The organism is Desulfonatronum parangueonense (genome assembly GCF_054656975.1).
In genome coordinates, this window is sequence record NZ_BAAHXH010000003.1 from 2893501 (window position 1) to 2911787 (window position 18287).

Below are 18287 nucleotides of genomic sequence, written 5' to 3' on the forward strand. Positions count from 1 at the left end.
CGGAGAGGTACCGAAGTGGCCGTAACGGGGGCGACTCGAAATCGCCTTGTCCCTTAACCGGGGCACGTGGGTTCGAATCCCACCCTCTCCGCCATAAGACAATCATGCAGTTTTATAAACCCGCTCGATTACTGAAAATTATCAGGATCTGGCGGGTTTTCTGCGCCAAGCCGTCTATTAAAGACTGCAATCTACATCAAAGTGATCAATCATGGTGGACGAAGCCGAAAACTGCGAAACGGTTGCCCACTATAGCAGGAATTTGGGGTAGCACACCGGTTTGGGTTGAAATCAGATGCATAGCTTGATCGCCATTTGGCTACATGTTCAAGCCAAAAATTGATCTTCTCGGGTTTAGATGCTCTGCGATTGATAGCTGCTGCCATTTCGAATCCTCCTCACAGGTTGATGAGAGGATTCCTATGACAGAATCGGAACGCATGCGGAAGAAGTACCTGTTTTGACGCTTACCCCAAATGGGCCAGCCAGACGACGAACTTGCGGATGTCCGATACTTCATCCTTGTCTTTGCCCGCTTTTGAGCGAGAATGTGTTCGGTATAATAAAGGGCCAAGATCTGGTAATAACGCTGTCGGAACGGGCGGGTCGCCAAAAGCCGGTTGTACTCGGCCAGCCAACGCTGAATTTTGCGCTCGACCGGCTTCGGCAAGCCGCTATGCTGGCTGGACGCGAAGGAATTCCACCTGTTTCTGGTACTTCCGGTCATGCCCTTCGGCACGCTGGTAGAATTCGCTCAGCAGCTCGCGCTTGAGGCGGTTGTAAAGCTTCAGTTCCATAAGATGGCAACTCTTTCCATCATGAATGTCCTTGCGATTCGATTCCTTTGTCCTGACCGGGTTCCTGACCCTGCATTTCTTCAACAATCTCAACGTCTTTCAACACGATCACACCGATCCCGGCCTGACGCGCTCTTCACCGGGCCAGTTGCGCCGCTCGCAGCATGTCGATTTCGGAATTCACGAAATCAGGTCGCGCTTTCTTTGAGGCTGGTTGATGTCTACCACTTCTGCATTCATTGGTTCACTCCTTCAGCAATGATTCGCGGCCTTGCAAATGAATTGTCATACAGTATCCAATCATTGACAATCGGCTTGTAGATTATTTCGAAATTCTTCAGGCCAGCCAGGAATCTGCGACGGATCGTTGATTCGGGAACATTGTGTCCGCCTGTTCGGACCCGTTGCCGTACCCGTGCAATAGCCAGTTCAGGATACATCAGCCGCAGGAAGAACAGCTTGACCGCAAAGCCGCTCGCTCGCCAGTCAGGAATCATTCGTGCATAGCACCGCCCGCTGAGTGTCGTCTCAAAGGCAAAGCTCACCTTGCGCCGCGCATGATTGTGAATTTCTTTCAACATCAGGCGGCCCGCCTTGAAAGCCGCCTGCTCGGGGTCAAACGGCGAGATGCCCGCCGCAATCAGGTCGGCATTAACGAATACGGGACAGCCGGCTTCCTTGGGAAGAAATTCCTCGGCAAAGGTGGTTTTGCCGGCTCCGTTCCAGGGTCAGTATCGGAGTCGGAATCGAAACAGCTAGAATTTTACACATCCCAACATTATCGATCCCGTTCGAGATCCGGATCCCGATTCCGATTCCGACCCCGACAACAGCATTACTCTGTGCTGAGCAGTTACCAAATTCCTATCTTTGGAACATCAGCCTCTCTTTCGGCGTCAGGAAAGCATGATCAAAGGCGTTGGCAATACCGGCGTCGATCTCTTCTTTGGAAAATCACAGATGGTCTGAAATGCCTTGTAATTCACGGCCCAGGGTCGTGTTGAAAAAGCGGGATCATTCGTGTTGATGACGATGGGTACACCCATGACAAAGAAGTGTCGGACCGGATGGGCATCCATGGACGGAACGGCTTTGAACATGATGTTGCTGGTGGGGGGGTCTTCGCTTCATGCGACCTCAGCTGGACAGGTGCTATTGATCGAGCGCAAGGTGCCAGACGTTCATGCTTTCCAATCCGCCGGCGATATGGGTGTTGTTGGGCAGTGTACCGCCGAAGGCGTAGCCGGCCCGGGCAAAGGTGATATTCATGCCGTAGGACCCGGCCCGGGCGATGGTATACAGCGTGGCAAGGCCTTGCGCCCTCATTCGTTCGCCCATGTGCTTGAGGAGAATTTCAGCCAGCTTGCGGCCCCGGTATTCCGCCAGGGTGGCGAAATCGGTCATTTCCGCGGCTCCGATTTCGGGGTCCATCTCCGCTGAAGCCAGGGCCGCAAGGCGGCCCTGGATCAGGATGCCGTAGTACCGCACGTTGCCGGCCATGGCCTGACGCAGGTAGTCCGGGTCGAAGACCGGAAACGGATAGGAGTCGAACACGCATCGGTAAAGCGTTGCCATTGCATCGGCCTGATCGGGATGCATGCGCGCGATTCGAACATTTTCGGGCAACGGCGACAGGGAAATAATCTTTCCCTGTCCGGCCTTCTTTCGGGAAACGGCCAGCACGGCCCGCAGTTCGTCGAGATTGGAGGGATGTTTGCGCCAGTCCGCGAAATAGCGGCCCATGAACACGCCGCTTTCCCGGCCGTTGAACAAGCCGGGCACATGCGCCTCGGCGACATATCCGGCACTCGCGAACCGATGGGCGACGTTTTCCGGGACCTTGGCGAAGATCTTGGTGTATCCGTTATCCCGGGCCAGCTTTTCCAGCCTGGAAAGAATGGTCGTCTCTTCCCGAGGCGCCAGGTGCATCAGGTAGGCCCGCTCGTTCAACGGGCCGTGCTGGACCAGGGAGTTGCCGATGTGTTCCAGACTGTCGACGGCTTGCGCGGCCGACAGACTAGGCGACATTGTTCTTGCTCTCCGTCATGCTGTCGCGGCGTTCCATGCGCGGATTGTCACTGGGGGTCAGACTGCAGGTGTCGTCCCAGTCCGCCAGCAGCTTCTCGATACCCACGCACTGTTCGATGCCGTCGTCTTCCTTGAGCTGAAGATTGCAGGCGTCGCATTTGCGGTCGCAGTACTGGGCCTCGTAGCTTTCCGGTTCGGCATAAGTGGTGATCACGCCTTCGAAATTGCGCAGCACGACCTTGTTCGTGCCCCAGGAAACGACATAATTAGGCATGACCGGGATCTTTCCGCCGCCGCCGGGTGCGTCGATGACGTAGGTGGGCACGGAAAATCCGCTGGTGTGGCCGCGCAGGCTTTCCACGATCTCGATGCCCTTGCCCACGGGGGTCCTGAAGTGCTCCAGCCCTTCGGCAAGATCGCATTGGTACAGGTAATACGGGCGGACCCGGTTCTTGACCAGCTTTTGGTTCAGGGTGCGGATCAGCCGCTGGCAGTCGTTGACGCCGGCCAGGAGGACGCTTTGGTTGCCAAGGGGAATCCCGGCATCGGCCAGACGGGCCAGAGCGGCGCGGGATGAGGCGGTCATTTCCCGGGGATGGTTGAAATGCGTGTTCAGCCAGAGGGGATGGTGCTTTTTGAGCATGTGCACCAGGTCGTCGGTGACCCTGTACGGCAGAACCACGGGCATGCGCGAGCCGATGCGCACGACTTCCACATGGTCGATCAGGCGCAACTCCCCCAGGATCCAGTCCAGGCGCTCGTCGGAGAGCATCAACGGATCTCCGCCGGAAAGCAGGACGTCTCGAACCTGTGGCGTTTTGCGGATATAATCCAGCCCCTGGAGCAGTTCTTTCTTGCCGGCCATCTCAACCGTGTCGTTGTCTCCCACCTTGCGCTTGCGTGTGCAGTGGCGGCAATACATGGAGCAAACATTGCTGATGTGAAACAGCACCCGGTCCGGATAACGATGGGTGATGCCCGGCGCCGGACTGTCCTCATCCTCGTGCAGCGGATCGGTCATGTCGTGGCGACCGACCAGCAACTCCTTGGAGGAGGGAAACGCCTGCCGGAAAACGGGATCGTTTTCGTAGTCGTTGGGATCGATGAGCGAGAGATAGTATGGGGTCACGGACATGGGGAACTTGTCCGTGGTCTGGACAAAGGCCCGGCGTTGCAGTTCCGGAAAGCGCACTCCCAACAAGCTCTCAAACGTATCGAGATCCTTGATTGAGTTTCGGATATGCCACTTCCAGTCAGTCCACTGGGATTTCCAGTCGGAAGATTTTCCAAGGCTCCGATTTACAGGATATGCCCCGATGACGTTGAGGGCATTTCGGGAACTATTCGCGGATACGTCAAGTGCCGAATCATTGAGCATCTGTTTTGCGACAGCCTGTTGTCGCTCGCTGAGTTGATACATTTTCCTCCCTGGTTACAGTTCAAGGTCACGTTCCTAACGCGCCTTTTCACAACCGTGTGAATAAAACAGGCCTGGGAAGGAAGGGCAAGGGGGGAAAACGGGCAGATATCGGGTATTTCTTGATACCCGATTCAAGGGTAGCTGCTCAGTGTTCTTGATTATTTTGATGCAGAAAGGAATAAAGCGAAACTTTGCGACCTTTGAGGCCTATTTTGCGGCGGATATTCTTGCGGTGAGTCTGAACGGTGTCAAAGGACGTGTTCAAAAAATCGGCGATATCCCTGGTGCTGCTGCCCATGCGAATCAAATTGCAGATCTCGATTTCGCGCTGGGTGAGTTTGAGCAGCAGGCGGGAAGCGCCGCCGGCACTGCCCGCACTCCGGGGAGAGGTGCCGGAAGATATTTCATCGATGCGCGCTTCGATCATCTGTCTGAGCGTGTCGCGCATTTCGGGAGAACTTTCCCGGGCCATGCGATCCAACGCGGGCAGGACGTCCGTGCGGATTTCACGAATTATGTCCCCACGAGCCTTGTCTTTTTCCTCTTCAGAGGAACGCACCACATTGCGCAACGCCAGGCTCATCCCCTCCACCTCGGCCCGCTTGCGGCGCAGCCCCTTTTCCAGGAGCGTCTGAGCGGATAAATCCCGCAGGACCATATGATATAAGGCAAAACCGTGCAGGTCGATCCGCCAGAGGTTGATTTCCACCGGCAACGGCGCTCCTCGCGCGTCCAGGCAGGTCTTGCGCGACGTCCAGCGCGAGCCGTCCTTGAGCCGGGAAAGCTTTTGCGTAATGCGCGCCCGATCGTTCGGGCAGAACAGGGACTGCACTGAACGGCCGATAAGCCCTCTGGCTTCCGGGTCCAGCAGTTCCACTGCCTTGGGGTTCGCGGCATGCAGCGCATGGTCCTGGGCCAGGAGCACCATGGCGTCCTGGACTCCGTCGAAGATGGCTCCGAAAAGGCGAATGGAGTTGTCCAGGGCCTGGATATTGTCCCCGATACGCTCCTTGTACATCTCCTTGAGCTGTACGATGGGCCGATTGTCCGTGGCGATGATCACATAGCCTGACTGAGAGCCGCTTTCCGGCAACGTGATGATGCGCAGGGAAAAGGTTCCCCTGCCGTCGGGAGCGCCAATTTCATGGACCTGGCCGGGCTCAAACCGCTTCAGCGCCTGGTCGAGACCGTGAACCGGAAAGCCAAGTACCTCCCAAAACATCTCGCCCACAACCTCACCGGAAAATTTGTCGCCATGCGCTGACCGAATCTCGCGAATACGGCCGGCGTAGTCCGTAAAGAGAACATAATCCTTGAACGCCCGGACAACAGCGGAAAGATTCCGTACCGGCTCATGGGCAGGCCGTTTTTTTGAGGTGGTTGCGGTTTCTTTGGACGATATGGGCATGTCAGGCTGTCAAAATGATTTCAGTTCCGTCAAGAAATTTCCCATATTGTCACAGTCGGCTTGGACAGGCAATTCACTCCCGGTACCTTTTTCCTTTGTCAGCAATCAGTCCGGGGCACGACTCCGCAATCGACCGCTCCACCGGCCCTGACGAGAAAATCACTGCGGATTACCAAGCTGGAAATTCCGGGTCTTGACATCATCCAGGCCAGCTTCACACCGAGCATCGCCGCCACGGTAACCATGACCGTGGACAATTCCACTGCGATGATCACCACTACTCCAACCACCCTGCCCGCTGCAGAGCAATTCGTGCCCTATTCGAGCTTGCTGACAGCTTCAGGAGGAAGGCCTGACTATCTCTCTACTGTGGCCACAGGTTCCAACCTGCCGGCATGGCTCACACTCGCCTCCGACGGAGTTGTCAGTGGAATGCCTCCGGTGTCCACCACGCCCCGAGAGCTGAGTTTCATCGCCCAGGTCCTGGATGGGAACGGGGCCGTGGTCACGAAACGGATCACCATGGAAGTGCAGACTCCATAGTTGATGCCCCACATGAAGAAACCTGAACCAGAAAACCCTATTGATGTTTTAGGGCCGTAGTGGCAACTGCGTAGTGGCAACAAAAAAAGGGGTCACGATTTGCATCGTAACCCCTTGAAATTTCTGGTCGGGATGAGAGGATTTGAACCTCCGACCCCCTGAACCCCATTCAGGTGCGCTCCCAGTCTGCGCTACATCCCGACAAAGGATGATTCTTTACGTTATCTTTTAACGGAATGTCAATCTTTGAATGAGAAAATTTGTAGGCAGAGGGTTGGGTATTTTGGTAATGGTTGGTTGTCAGTTATTGGTGTAACTTTCAGAACATCATGTTGATCATTCACCTGCACTGGATTCCGGCGTTCGCCGGAAAGACTTGTCGCTTCAAGCTGTTCTGCATCAGTCATAACATCGAACGCCGGCGCTATTGCTAACCTGGTTGTAACTATTCAGTTCATCCGGAGGGTGGTCATTCACCTGCACTGGATTCCGGCGTTCGCCGGAATGACTTATCGTGGCAAGCTGCATCTATACAGTCATACCGGCGAACGCCGGTATCCAGATCTTTTTCGCGGATTTTGCTGAATAGATACACCTGGTTTTCTTCTCGAATCTTGTCGAATAGATACTCATTGGCAATATTGGTCGAGGTTAGCCTTTGAGGCAGCCCAGGGGGCTGAGGCGGGCGATTTTGTTGGTCAGGCCGGCCTGGGTGGAGGCTTCGACCACCTGGTGGATGTCTTTGTAGGCGGCGGGGGCTTCTTCGGCGAGGCCTTTGAGGTGGTTGGTGCGGATCAGGATGCCTTGGGAGGTCAGTTGGGTCAGGATGTCGCGCCCCGGGGTGCGCTTCAGGGCCTGGGAGCGGCTCAGGGCGCGGCCGGAGCCGTGGCAGGTGGAGGCGAAGGCGTCTTCGCTGGTGGTGCGACCGGCCAGGATGTACGAATCCGTGCCCATGCTCCCGCCGACCAGGATGGGGTGTCCCGTGCGGCGAAAGGGCTCCTGGATTTGCGGACTTTCCGGGCCGAAGGCGCGGGTGGCGCCCTTGCGATGGACGTAAAGAGGTTTGGAGCGCCCGTCCACGGGGTGATCTTCACGGCGACAGGTGTTGTGGTTGACCTCGAACAAAGTGCGGACCTGGGCCCCGGGCAGGACTCGCTGGAAGGCCTCCCGAATGAGATGAACGATCACCTGCCGATTGGCCATGGCATAGTTCGCGCCACAGGCCATGGCCTGGTAATACCGCTCTCCTTCCGGTGAATGGATCGGCGCGCAGACCAGTTCCTTTTCCGGGATGGGGATCCGATGCCGACGGGCCGCCTCGCCCAGGATCCGGATGTAGTCGGTTCCGATCTGGTGACCCAGGCCGCGGGAGCCGCAATGGACGGAGATGAGCACATCGTCCTTGTCCACTCCCAGGACCTCGGCGGAGGAATGCAGTACATCCTCCACGCACTGGATTTCCAGATAGTGGTTGCCGGCGCCCAGGGTGCCCAGCTGGCGTTTTTCCCGCTTCCTGGCCTGATCCGAGACGGTTTCGGGAACGGCTCCGGGCATGGCGCCGCCATCCTCCAGGCGTTCCAGATCCTCCCGGGTGCCGTAGCCCTGCTTGACCGCCCAGCGCGCGCCCTGGACCAGGACGCGGTCCAGTTCCCCGGCCTTGAGTTGCAGGCGGCCGGTTCCGCCCACGCCCGCCGGAACCAGGAGCTGAAGCTGATCCATGAGCGCTTCCAGATGCGGCTGGATTTCCTCCCGGCACAAGCCGGTGTGCAGCACCCGCACGCCGCAGGCGATGTCGTACCCCACCCCGCCCATGCAGATCACGCCGTCCTTGTCCGGGTCGAAAGCCGCCACTCCGCCGATGGGAAAGCCGAAGCCGCTGTGGGCGTCGGGCATGGCCAGGGCCGCCCGGACGATGCCCGGAAGGGCGGCCACATTGGTCAATTGCCGGAGGACCGCGTCGTCCATGGCGGAGATGAGGGCGCGGTCGCCGTAAATCCGGGCTGGAACACGCATGTCGGCTGTCTTTGGCAGCTCCCAGAGCCATGGGGTTATTTGTATCAGGTTGGCGGTATCCATCGCTTCACCCCCTGCGTTTGAACATTTTTTCCAGGTCGTTGTTCTCCAGGCGAACCATCACGGGCCTGCCATGGGGACAAAAGGATCTGTCCGGACATTGCAGCCAGGCGTCCAGAAGATGCAGGGCCTCGGACCGCTCCAGCTTCTGGCCGGCAGTGATCGCGGTTTTGCAGGCCATCAGGGACCAAACGGCATCCGGGTCTCGGTCACGGCCGTCGAGCAGATCCCGCAGGAACTCCTGCCCGGTGCCGGGCTGCATGTGCTCCGGCACCCCGTGCACAATGAGCCGGCCCGGTCCGGGATTTTCCAAATGAAAACCCAGGTCGTGCAGCGTTGCCCAAAGCTGTTCCGCCCGCTCTTGCTGCGATGGGTGCAGGGACAGCTCCAGGGGCGCGAGGAGACTCCGGGGGACAGGTCGGGCGCTGTGCCGCAGGCGGTGGAACAGAACGCGCTCGTGGGCCGCGTGCTGGTCCACGAGCATCAGCCCGTCACGGGAAGCCAGAATCAGATATGTCTCGGCCGCCTGTCCCAGGTAGTTCATCCCGGCGATATCGTTGCGGGGACCAACCGGGTTCGCTTCCGTCCTGGTCATTGGTTCCTGTTGGGGGGCCAGCTCTGCGTGAACTGTGTTTGGCGCGACAGGTGGCCGGGGAGTCGGGCCAGGAGTCGCGTCAAGACTCGCGCCAGATGATCCGGATATGGACGGGCTGGGGAGTTCGGCGTTGAACTGCCTCCGGTACTCGCGCAGGGTGGCGAACTTCGGTCGCGTTTCTGATTGGCGGCTTTCGCCGAAATATGCCTCGGCAGCGGCACTGGAAGCGACGGGAGGGTCAGGAGGCAATGACGCGGTGAACCGGCGTGTTTCCAGTCCTTCCAGGGCCTGGACCACTCCCCGGCGAATCAGGGCGAAGATGCCCTGCTGGTCCCGGAATCGGACTTCGGATTTGGCCGGGTGGACGTTGACGTCCACTTCCTGGGGCGGAACCTGGAGAAACAGCGCAACCTGGGGATATTCCCGGCTCAGCAGACGCCCCTGGTAGGCGTCCCGAACCGCGCGCAGGAAGAGTTTGTCCTGCACGGGGCGCTGGTTGACGTAGAGCAGCATCCGGTCCGCCTGGCCCTGGGCACTGTGAGGAGCGCTGATCACCCCTTGGAGTTGGTGCCCGTCGTGAAAATAATCCACGTCCAGCAGATTTTCGGTGACTGCGGGCGGCCAGAGCGCGGCGAGCCTGTCCCGCGGTCCGGCGGCAGGTCGCAGATCCAGGGCGATCCGGTCGCCGACCTTGTATTCAAAGTGAACATCGAGGTGGGCCAGAGCCAGGCGACTGAAAACGTCCTGGCAGCGCTTGCCCTCGGTGGCCGTGGTTTTCAGGAATTTCAACCTGGCCGGAACGTTGACAAACAGATCCCGGACCTCCACCCGCGTCCCCTGGGCCAGGGCCGCGGGGCCCCGGTCAACGATGCTCCCGGCGTCCACCTCGATGAAGGCGGCCATGTCCGCTCCGGCGGGAATGGACGTCAGGCGCAGCCGGGATACAGAAGCAATGCTGGGCAGGGCTTCACCTCGGAAGCCGAAGCTGTGCAGGGCAAAGAGATCATCGCTGGAGGCGATCTTGCTGGTGGCGTGGCGGGTTACGGCCAGTTCAAGCTGGTCGGGTTGGATTCCTGCGCCGTCGTCCTGGACCTGGATCAGGCCCTGGCCACCGCGGTCCACCGCCGCCTGCACGCGGGTCGCTCTCGCATCCAGACTATTTTCCAGGAGTTCCTTGAGCACGCTGGCCGGCCGCTCCACCACCTCGCCGGCGGCGATCTGGTTCTGGAGTGCTGAGGGGAGAATACGGATGGACGGGGGTGTCGGCATGTCGCGATCCTGGACGTTGGAGACGTTTTGGAAAGATGATTGTGGCGCAGGACCACGGGGAGATCAATCTCCGGGCGGAGCTGAAAGTTCGGCAATGAATTTTTGGGCTGCCCGGGCCCCGGCTTCGGCGCAACCCGGCCCCTTGAAAAAATCCACCAGGCTGTAATCACGCAGTTCAGGTTGAATCAAGAAATCCGGCGGCTCTTTTTTCAGACGCATCAGATTGATGGTCCGCTGCATGATATAAATGCTGTTGAAAAGCAGGGCGAACAGGTTGGGCATTTTTCCCGACGCAACGTCCTTGGCCCCTTCGGGATGGACATCGGCCTGGAGAACCTGGGCGTTGAGGTCGACGGCGACGATAATGTCCGCGTTCATCCTGCGGCAGATATTTATCGGCAGCGGATTGATCAGTCCGCCGTCCACGAGCAGACGTTCTCCATTCCTGGCCGGGGTGAACATGCCGGGCAGGGCGATGCTGGCCCGTACCGCGGACATGATGGAACCGGAAGTGAAGACGATTTCCTCGCCGGTGGCCACGTCCGCGGCATTGACAGCCAGGGCCGGAGCACACTCTTCCAATTTGGAAACCCGCATGAACGAGGATAGAAATTCCACCACCCTGTCGCCGTCCATGAGGCCATGGCGTGGGAAAACCGGGTCCGCCATGCTCATCAAGTCCGCGCGGTGCATTTTCAGGACATGGTCCGTAAACCTGGTCCAATCCCCGCCGGCATAGGCGGCGCCGACAAAAGCTCCAATGCTGCACCCGGCAATGCAGTGGGGCCTGAGCCCGACCCGGTCCAGCTCCTGAAGAAAACCGATATGCGCGAATCCCCTGGCCGCGCCGCCGCCAAGGACAAGGCCCAACTTCGCGGAACGGAGATCCTCCAGAGAAAGGTTTGGTACCGAATTGCTATATATAGATGATGACATCGACATGAACGTGCAAGGTTGTCAGGTTAAGGAAAAATGGTCGCTACTCATCAGGGCAGGAGAAAAGACCAGGGTGACGATAGCGCCGGCCTTCACCGTATTTTCCGTAACTATTCAGCACGCGTTCTTTCTCCGGCAATCGAAATCGAAATCGAAATCGGGGTCGGGGTCGGAATCGGTATCGGTATCGAAAAAATGGAATGCCCTTCCCCATGGCTTCGCTTCGATACCGATCCCGATCCCGACCCCGATGCCATACTCGGCAACAGCATTCGTTTGCGTTACGGATTCTGGTCCCGGAAACCTTCGCGGATAACGCGGTAGGCGCCTGTTTCAGTGTCCAGGTCGTAGATGTTGAAATTCGTGCGCATGTCCAAATCCGGGGAGTGTACGGCAAAATTCAAGGAAGCCGAGCCTTCGGGGCCACTGATGATGCGATGAAAGACGAATCGGGGCCAGACAAGCATGGCCGGGCCATCGAAAAGAACCTTGCCATCCTGCAAAATCTGATGGGGAGTCACGGTGAAACTGCATAAGCCCTGGGCCTTGAGGTAGATATCCACATGGCGGGTTCCCTGCAGGACAATCAGGTTGTCATCCTGGGACGGATGCATGTACCAGGGCCGGGCAACCTGTTCCACCGGGCCGGGAGAAACCGCGTCCTGCTCGTGGATGACCCGGTCAATGGCGTCGATGCGCGGCAAGAATTCCATGGGGACATTGTCAAAGGATACGCCGGGAGTGCGGCGAAGCTGCTTGAGGGGGATAATCCGGTAAAAATCCGGAATTTCAGCAATAATGTGCGTTGCGGACATGAGGACTCCTTTATTTGTTGATGCATATCCGATATGAAACCAATGTCGGCACTTGTCAAGGAAGCTGATTCGATACACAAAGCAATTGGTATTGCTATCAGAACTTCATCTGCCAACAATCCGGCTGTCCTGTTTCGACCGACCAAAATGCCCCTTGAAACACGATTTTTTTCCAAGGCTGGGCGTAACTATTCAGTTCATCCGGAGGGTGGTCATTCACCTGCACTGGATTCCGGCTTTCGCCGGAATGACTTATCGTGGCAAGCTGCATCTATACAGTCATACCGGCGAACGCCGGCGCTATCGCTATCCAGATCTTTTTCGCGGATTTGCTGAATAGATACGGCTGGGCATGAGTTTGGGCTGATGGGGTATGATTTCTATCGAGCTTACAAATGAATGAACCGAAAGGAGACCTGATGATGAGCGATCTTGATGCCTGCAAGCAATGGCTGAACGAGGTCAACTGGGACATGATCCACGAGGATGCCGTAACCATGTTTCTGGAATGGGGCAACAACAACTGGCATGACGCGATGCGGCAACCGGTACGAGGATCGGACGAATACTCGATCTATTTCGTAATCGACACCTGGGAAGAACCCAAAGTGGTGTTGATGAAAATGAACAATTACGGGTCGACGACCTTGTGCGAAAAGCGCCTGCCTGAAGCACTGGCCAAATCCTATCTGGAATCCATCGGCGGCCTGAAAGGCATCCATGAATTGAGCCCTGAAGTCCGGGAGTGGCTGGCCAAGGAACTAGGAAGTTAGCGAATCAGAGATATGCAAATGCCGAAATCCGGCATCGAACTTCGAACTTGGCTAACCTTGCCTGGTCAGCCGAAAAAGCCGCGGGAGAGCGTCTGATGCGGCTGCCTTTTGGAGCGCCTGAGCAGCGGTTTGAATCTCACGGGGGCTGCGTGCCTGAAGGCGGAGTTCAACCTGATCGGATTCAAAGTCCGGGCTGGGAGTCAGGGTCCATCGAGAAGAACCCAGCAATTCCCTGGTCACGGCTTCAAATTGCCCTTCAATTTCGCTCAGGTTGGGGTAGCGCAGTCTTCTGGCCTGGGAGACCAGCCGTTGGAGGGTGTCCTGGGGCGAGAGCCCTGCCTCCAGGGTCCGGACAGAGGACGTGTTTTCCAGAATCTGTTCAACAGTCCATTTCTCGCGCAGGGAGATTTCCCGTAAAAAGGTCAACCATTGCACAGCCCGCCCCTGGGACCACTTCAATGTTCTGAAGCAGGGTTCCAATGCGTCCAGGTCCGCCGGGGAGAGATGTTCCAGGATCTGCCCGGCGGCCAGAGGAATATTGCCGGCCAGGAGATGGGCATCCCACACCCGGGGAAGTCGCAGCCAGGCCAGATGTCGTTGCCATGCACCGGAACGGGGCTGGAGGCGGAGCAGGGACGCGATTTGTCTGCCCATGTCGTCAGGTGTCAGCCAGGGTTGGAAGTAGCGCAACGCCATGATGCGCATGCCGTCATCAAGGGCCCGGTGGAGGTTGGCGTGCAGGTACAGCATCCCTTCCCCCACCGGATCGTCGGGTCCGTCCAGGCAGTGCGCCGAAATGGGCTTGCCCATCCTGGAAAGGGCATCCGTTCGTTGGTAACCGGAAAGGAGCCGATACCCATCGCCGCCCGGCCGGACCAGAACAGGGTCCAGCTGCCCCACTTCCCCCAAGGAGGAAGAGAGTTCCTCGACGGCAGGCCGTGCCCAGAACAAGGCAGCGCCGGAGCTGTCCAGATCCGTTGCGTAAACCCTTATGCAGCCTGCCATTTGCGCCCCTCCCTTGACATTCTTCCAACCCCGTCTCTATAGATTATACGCTTTATGCTGGGCTGTTGCCCTATAAAAAAAGACCGGCAGTCGCAATCCCGTGCCCAGCCGGGTAGGTTCGAGATTTGTAACTACTCAGCTCATCCGAGAATAATCGGACTGGATACCGGCCTTCGCCGGTATGACTTAACTTGGAAAGGACCTGGTGTGATACGTCATTCCGGCGAAAGCCGGAATCCAGCTCTGGCGAGTGACCACAGAGTTAGTGCTGAGTAGTTACCGAGATTTCAACATTTTCCCTAGAGCCGGGTTCTCTTAACCCGCGATAAAGGGAGAGTGACTACTCAGCATACGTTCTTCCTCCTGTAATCGGGGTCGGAATCGGTCTCGAAATGAAACGGTTAACTCCATATGGCTTCGCTTCCAATACCGAATCCGATTCCGATGCCAAGCTCGGCAACATCAGGCGTTTGCTGAGTAGTTACAAGGAAATTACTTTTCACTTCTGGAAGGTGAGGGACGACTGGTCCCTGATTCTCCAACCTTTACCAACCGAATCCTGAAGGAGGCCGAATGCAGGATAGACTCAGCACCCAACGCACATATGCCCTGGTCGGGCACGGAGGCTGCGGCAAGACTTCCGTGGCCGAGATGTTGCTCTTCAACACCGGAGTGGTCAACAGGCAGGGCAAGATTGACGAAGGCACCGCCAGCCTGGACTACGAGCCCGAGGAGATCAAGCGCCGGGGCAGCATCCAGCCGGCTTTCGGCCACTTTCAATGGAAAAAGAATCCGCATTTCCTGATCGATACGCCGGGAGACAACAATTTTTGCGGGGATCTGCCCTACCTGCTGACTGCCGCGGACAGCGCGGTCTTCGTGATCGATGCCGTGGACGGTGTCAAGCCTCTGACCAAACGGTTCTGGTCGGAGGTCAAAAAGGCTAACCTTCCGGCAATGGTGATCATCAACAAGATGGACCGGGATCGGGCCAACTTTGAGATGGCCTTTGACGGTCTCCAGGAAATTCTCGGCATCAAGCCGGTCCTGCTGCACCTGCCCCTGGGAACGGAATCCGATTTTCGCGGAGTCGTGGACATTCTGGCCGGAAAGGCCCTGTTTTTTGACGATGCCGGCAACCTCAAGCCCGGTGAAATCCCCGCGGAGGCCGCGGATCAGGCGGAAAGCCTTCGGGAAACCATGATGGAAAACATCGCCGAAAGCGACGAGGACCTCATGGAGAAATATCTCGAGGAAGGCGCCTTGTCCCTGGAAGAAATGCTCCCGGCTCTGCGCAAGGGCGTATTAAGCGGCGAACTTGTGCCGGTGACGGTTTGCGCTGCTCTGGTCAATCGGGGCGGAGGACTCCTCCTGGATGCAGTCCAGGATCTGCTGCCCTCGCCTTTGGACCGGACCGCCCCATGGCTGGACAGCGAAGGCAACGAGCGGCCTTCCAGCCATGACGCACCGACGGCCTGTTTTGTCTTCAAGACCATCGCCGATCCGTTCACCGGACAGTTGAGCATATTGCGGGTGCTTTCCGGAACGGTTTCCCCGGACATGACTCTGCTCAATCCCGCCAAGGACGGCAAAGAGCGGCTGGGTCAGCTTCTGCTGCCCCAGGGCAAAGCCACAGTACCATGCAAGGATACCTTGGGCCCGGGAGCGATCATTGCCGTGGCCAAGCTCAAGAACACGGCCACCGCGGACACCCTGTGCGATGAAAAGAAACCTTTCCAACTGGAAGCGCCGAAGCTGCCCACGAGCATGATCACCTATGCCCTGGGTGCTGCGGAAAAGGGCGAGGAGGACAAGGTCTACGCCGCGGTGCAGAAACTGTTGGACGAGGACGTGACCCTCAACCTGAGCCGAGGCGAGGAAACCGGGGAAATGCTCCTGTCGGGCATGGGGCAGATGCACATCGAAACCGCCGTGGAAAAGGTCCGCCGCCGTTACAAGGTGAACGTTGTGCTCAAGCCGCCCAAGGTTCCATACCGGGAGACGATCAAGGGTCGGGCCGAGGTTCAAGGGCGCTACAAGAAACAGACCGGCGGCCGCGGCCAGTTCGGTGACTGCTGGATCAGGATGGAGCCGCTGCCCCGGGGACAGGGTTATGAATTCGTGGACGCCATCGTGGGCGGGGCCATTCCCCGGCAGTACATTCCCGCGGTGGACAAGGGCATCCAGGAGTCATCCCAGCGCGGCGTGCTGGCCGGTTATCCGCTGGTGGACTTCAAGGTCACCCTGTTCGACGGCTCATTTCACACTGTGGACTCTTCGGAAATGGCCTTCAAGGTCGCCGGCTCCATGGCCTTCAAGAAAGCCGCCGAGGATTCCAAAATCGTGCTTCTGGAGCCCATTGTCCTGATGACCGTTTATACGCCGGACGAATTCATGGGCGACATCATCGGCGATCTTTCCAGTCGCCGGGGTAAGGTGCTGGGCACGGATTCCCACGCCGGCGTCACCGAGATCCGGGCCCACCTGCCCATGTCCGAGGTCCTGGAATACGCGCCGACGCTGCGCTCCATGACCGGCGGTCAGGGAACATTCGTGATGGAGTTCGATCATTACGAGGAGTGCCCGCCGCCGGTGGCGGAGAAGGTGGTGGCCGAGGCCAAGGCTCAGGAAGACTAGCTGGTTACGGCATGTTTAACCATGCCCGACCTCAGCCGGCTGTTCGGGCTGAGTCATGTACAATAAAAAAGGGCGGCCGAAGGCCGCCCTTTTTTATTGTAAAATTTCGGTAACTGTTCAGCATGCTACTGCCTTGCGGACTTTGGCATCGCAGTCAGCGTCGGTATCGGTATCGAAATCGCAGGCGGAGCCATGCATAGGTCTTCTCAATATTTCGAAACCGATTCCGACCCCGACACCGATATCGGAGGCAGATCGCACACCATGTACTGAATAGTTACAAATTTTGTAACTATCCAGTACATTCCGTTAAACGATCGTTCCCACGCTCCAGCGTGGGAATGCAGCCATGGGCGTTCCAGCGCCCTGTATTCAATTTATTGTCCTGCAAAGCCAAAGCGCAAAGACATTACCGGCGCAGTCGCTCAAACTCCTTCTATTCCTTGCGCCTCAGCGTGAAAATATTTGTCAAAGTGCTGCGTTTCACCTGAAATCGCGACGCTGGAGCGTTGGGAGCTGCATTCCCACGCTGGAGCGTGAGAACGATCGACAGTCAGCTTTTAGGCGGATGAGCTGAGTAGTTGCTTGTGGTTCTTTATAAAACTATTCGTCCCGGGCCATGCCCTTGGCGGCGATATCCCGGCGCAGGTATTTGCCGTCAAAGTGAACTTGGTCCGCGGCCTGGTAGGCGGCATCTCGGGCGGAGCGCAGATCGGGGGCCACAGCGGTCACTCCCAGAACACGGCCGCCTGAGGTGACCAGACGGCCATCCTTTTGCGACGTACCTGCCTGGAACACCTTCACGCCGGGAACCTCGTCAGCCTGCTCCAGGCCGGTGATGGGCATTCCCTTGGAGTAGGAGCCGGGATAGCCGGGCGCGGAAAGTACCACGCAGAGGCCGATTTTTGGCGACCACTGCACCGGAGTCCGGTGCAGTTCGCTTCGGCAGCAGGCGGACATGATTTCAGCCAGATCCGACTCCAGGCGGACCATCAGCGGCTGGCATTCCGGATCCCCGAACCGGACATTGTACTCCAACACGAAGGGACCGTCGGCCGTGAACATCAGGCCGGCGTAGATCACTCCCTGAAAAGGATGTCCCTTTTCGGCCAGCAGGCGGATCAGCGGCGTAATGGTCAGTTCCGTAAGATCTGCCAGCTTCTGTTCCGGAAGGATCGGCGCCGGAGTGTACGCGCCCATGCCGCCGGTGTTCGGACCGGTGTCGTTTTCACCTACCGGTTTATGATCCTGGGCCGAAGGCAAAGGTACGACGGTCTTGCCGTCGCAGAAGGCCAGCAGCGACGCTTCCTCGCCGATCAAAGCCTCCTCGATGATGATCCGTTCGCCTGCGGCGTCAAAGACGCGCTCAACCATGATCCTGTCAATGGCTTCCAGGGCCTCGTCAAGGGTTTTGGCGATGATCACGCCTTTGCCGGCGGCCAGCCCATCGGCCTTGACGACCATGGGCAGAGGATGGGATTTGGCGTACTCTCTTGCGTCATAGGCTTCCTCGAAGACGCGAAAATTCGCCGTGGGGATGCCGGCGCGGCGCATCATGTTCTTGGCGAAAACCTTGCTGCCTTCCAGCCGTGCACAGAAGGCGTTGGGTCCGAAGCAGGCAATGCCTTCGTTGGTCAGCGCGTCCTTGAGTCCCAGCACCAGCGGCAGTTCCGGCCCTGGAACCACCATATCCACGGCATGTTCCTTGGCGGCCCGGACAAGGGCGGGAATGTCGTCGTCGGTGATGGCTAGGTTTTGGCCTTCCTGGGCCGTGCCGGGGTTGCCCGGGGCGATGAACAGGGTTTCGACCAGCGGGCTCTGCTTCAGTTTCCAGGCCAAAGCATGTTCACGCCCGCCGGAGCCGACAAGAAGAATGCGCATGGAGCACTCCAGTTGATGTTTTATGAAGTTCATGTTGGTGATCGACGCCGCGTCACCGAGCAATAGGTCCAATAGATGATTGTATTGCGAGGAATCAGGCTTTGTTT

Annotated in this window: 15 protein-coding genes, 2 tRNA genes and 1 pseudogene; 5 read left to right on the forward strand and 13 right to left on the reverse strand. The window is 58.0% G+C overall.

Annotated features, from left to right (window positions below):
• The first annotated feature begins 1 nt into the window (after window position 1).
• A tRNA-Ser gene (locus ACYQ15_RS13195) sits at window positions 2–94 on the forward strand.
• A gap of 580 nt (window positions 95–674) precedes the next feature.
• Here the strand turns inward: ACYQ15_RS13195 and ACYQ15_RS13200 are convergent.
• Window positions 675–797 carry a hypothetical protein gene (locus tag ACYQ15_RS13200; RefSeq protein ID WP_459937974.1) on the reverse strand — a complete coding sequence of 41 codons (123 nt, stop codon included), beginning with the start codon at window positions 795–797 and terminating at the stop codon, window positions 675–677.
• A gap of 31 nt (window positions 798–828) precedes the next feature.
• Between ACYQ15_RS13200 and ACYQ15_RS13205 the strand changes: the two genes are divergently transcribed.
• Complete coding sequence (locus ACYQ15_RS13205; RefSeq protein ID WP_459937975.1) at window positions 829–1005, forward strand: hypothetical protein; 177 nt, start codon at window positions 829–831, stop codon at window positions 1003–1005.
• A gap of 28 nt (window positions 1006–1033) precedes the next feature.
• Here the strand turns inward: ACYQ15_RS13205 and ACYQ15_RS13210 are convergent.
• The 5 genes and pseudogenes from ACYQ15_RS13210 to ACYQ15_RS13230 all read right to left on the reverse strand — a co-directional run.
• A pseudogene (locus ACYQ15_RS13210) lies at window positions 1034–1507 on the reverse strand (ATPase); the annotation flags it as partial.
• A 186-nt stretch (window positions 1508–1693) separates the two neighbouring features.
• Window positions 1694–1900: a hypothetical protein gene (locus ACYQ15_RS13215; protein ID WP_459939585.1), complete on the reverse strand. Its 207-nt coding sequence runs from the start codon at window positions 1898–1900 to the stop codon at window positions 1694–1696.
• A 49-nt stretch (window positions 1901–1949) separates the two neighbouring features.
• Window positions 1950–2825: a putative beta-lysine N-acetyltransferase gene (ablB, locus tag ACYQ15_RS13220; protein ID WP_459937976.1), complete on the reverse strand. Its 876-nt coding sequence runs from the start codon at window positions 2823–2825 to the stop codon at window positions 1950–1952.
• Window positions 2815–4245 carry a lysine 2,3-aminomutase gene (gene kamA, locus ACYQ15_RS13225; RefSeq protein WP_459937977.1) on the reverse strand — a complete coding sequence of 477 codons (1431 nt, stop codon included), beginning with the start codon at window positions 4243–4245 and terminating at the stop codon, window positions 2815–2817. Before kamA ends, ablB begins: the two co-directional genes overlap by 11 nt.
• 145 nt (window positions 4246–4390) lie before the next feature.
• The gene (locus ACYQ15_RS13230) at window positions 4391–5653 is read right to left on the reverse strand and encodes a helix-turn-helix transcriptional regulator (protein WP_459937978.1); all 1263 of its coding nucleotides are present in this window, start codon (window positions 5651–5653) and stop codon (window positions 4391–4393) included.
• A 60-nt stretch (window positions 5654–5713) separates the two neighbouring features.
• On the opposite strand from ACYQ15_RS13230, the gene ACYQ15_RS13235 reads away from it, so the two are divergent.
• Window positions 5714–6196, forward strand: a complete 483-nt coding sequence (locus tag ACYQ15_RS13235; protein WP_459937979.1) for a putative Ig domain-containing protein — start codon at window positions 5714–5716, stop codon at window positions 6194–6196.
• A 124-nt stretch (window positions 6197–6320) separates the two neighbouring features.
• Here the strand turns inward: ACYQ15_RS13235 and ACYQ15_RS13240 are convergent.
• The 5 genes from ACYQ15_RS13240 to ACYQ15_RS13260 all read right to left on the reverse strand — a co-directional run bounded on the left by ACYQ15_RS13240 (window position 6321) and on the right by ACYQ15_RS13260 (window position 11884).
• Window positions 6321–6397 (reverse strand) — tRNA-Pro (locus tag ACYQ15_RS13240).
• A 450-nt stretch (window positions 6398–6847) separates the two neighbouring features.
• Window positions 6848–8272, reverse strand: a complete 1425-nt coding sequence (locus tag ACYQ15_RS13245; RefSeq protein ID WP_459937980.1) for an RtcB family protein — start codon at window positions 8270–8272, stop codon at window positions 6848–6850.
• A gap of 4 nt (window positions 8273–8276) precedes the next feature.
• Window positions 8277–10133 carry a DNA mismatch repair endonuclease MutL gene (gene mutL / locus ACYQ15_RS13250; protein WP_459937981.1) on the reverse strand — a complete coding sequence of 619 codons (1857 nt, stop codon included), beginning with the start codon at window positions 10131–10133 and terminating at the stop codon, window positions 8277–8279.
• A gap of 63 nt (window positions 10134–10196) precedes the next feature.
• On the reverse strand, window positions 10197–11003 hold the full coding sequence (locus ACYQ15_RS13255) for a patatin-like phospholipase family protein (protein WP_459937982.1): 807 nt from the start codon (window positions 11001–11003) through the stop codon (window positions 10197–10199).
• A gap of 347 nt (window positions 11004–11350) precedes the next feature.
• Window positions 11351–11884: a hypothetical protein gene (locus ACYQ15_RS13260; protein WP_459937983.1), complete on the reverse strand. Its 534-nt coding sequence runs from the start codon at window positions 11882–11884 to the stop codon at window positions 11351–11353.
• A 395-nt stretch (window positions 11885–12279) separates the two neighbouring features.
• On the opposite strand from ACYQ15_RS13260, the gene ACYQ15_RS13265 reads away from it, so the two are divergent.
• Complete coding sequence (locus tag ACYQ15_RS13265) at window positions 12280–12657, forward strand: DVU0772 family protein (RefSeq protein WP_459937984.1); 378 nt, start codon at window positions 12280–12282, stop codon at window positions 12655–12657.
• 51 nt (window positions 12658–12708) lie between these two features.
• Here the strand turns inward: ACYQ15_RS13265 and ACYQ15_RS13270 are convergent, their stop codons facing one another.
• On the reverse strand, window positions 12709–13662 hold the full coding sequence (locus ACYQ15_RS13270; RefSeq protein WP_459937985.1) for a ParB/RepB/Spo0J family partition protein: 954 nt from the start codon (window positions 13660–13662) through the stop codon (window positions 12709–12711).
• Window positions 13663–14235: 573 nt separating this feature from the next.
• Between ACYQ15_RS13270 and fusA the strand changes: the two genes are divergently transcribed.
• Entirely contained in the window at window positions 14236–16299 is a 2064-nt protein-coding gene (fusA, locus tag ACYQ15_RS13275) for an elongation factor G (protein ID WP_459937986.1), read from the forward strand.
• A 603-nt stretch (window positions 16300–16902) separates the two neighbouring features.
• On the opposite strand, the gene purD is transcribed toward fusA, so the two are convergent.
• Window positions 16903–18180: a phosphoribosylamine--glycine ligase gene (purD, locus tag ACYQ15_RS13280; protein ID WP_459937987.1), complete on the reverse strand. Its 1278-nt coding sequence runs from the start codon at window positions 18178–18180 to the stop codon at window positions 16903–16905.
• Window positions 18181–18287 lie beyond the last annotated feature (107 nt).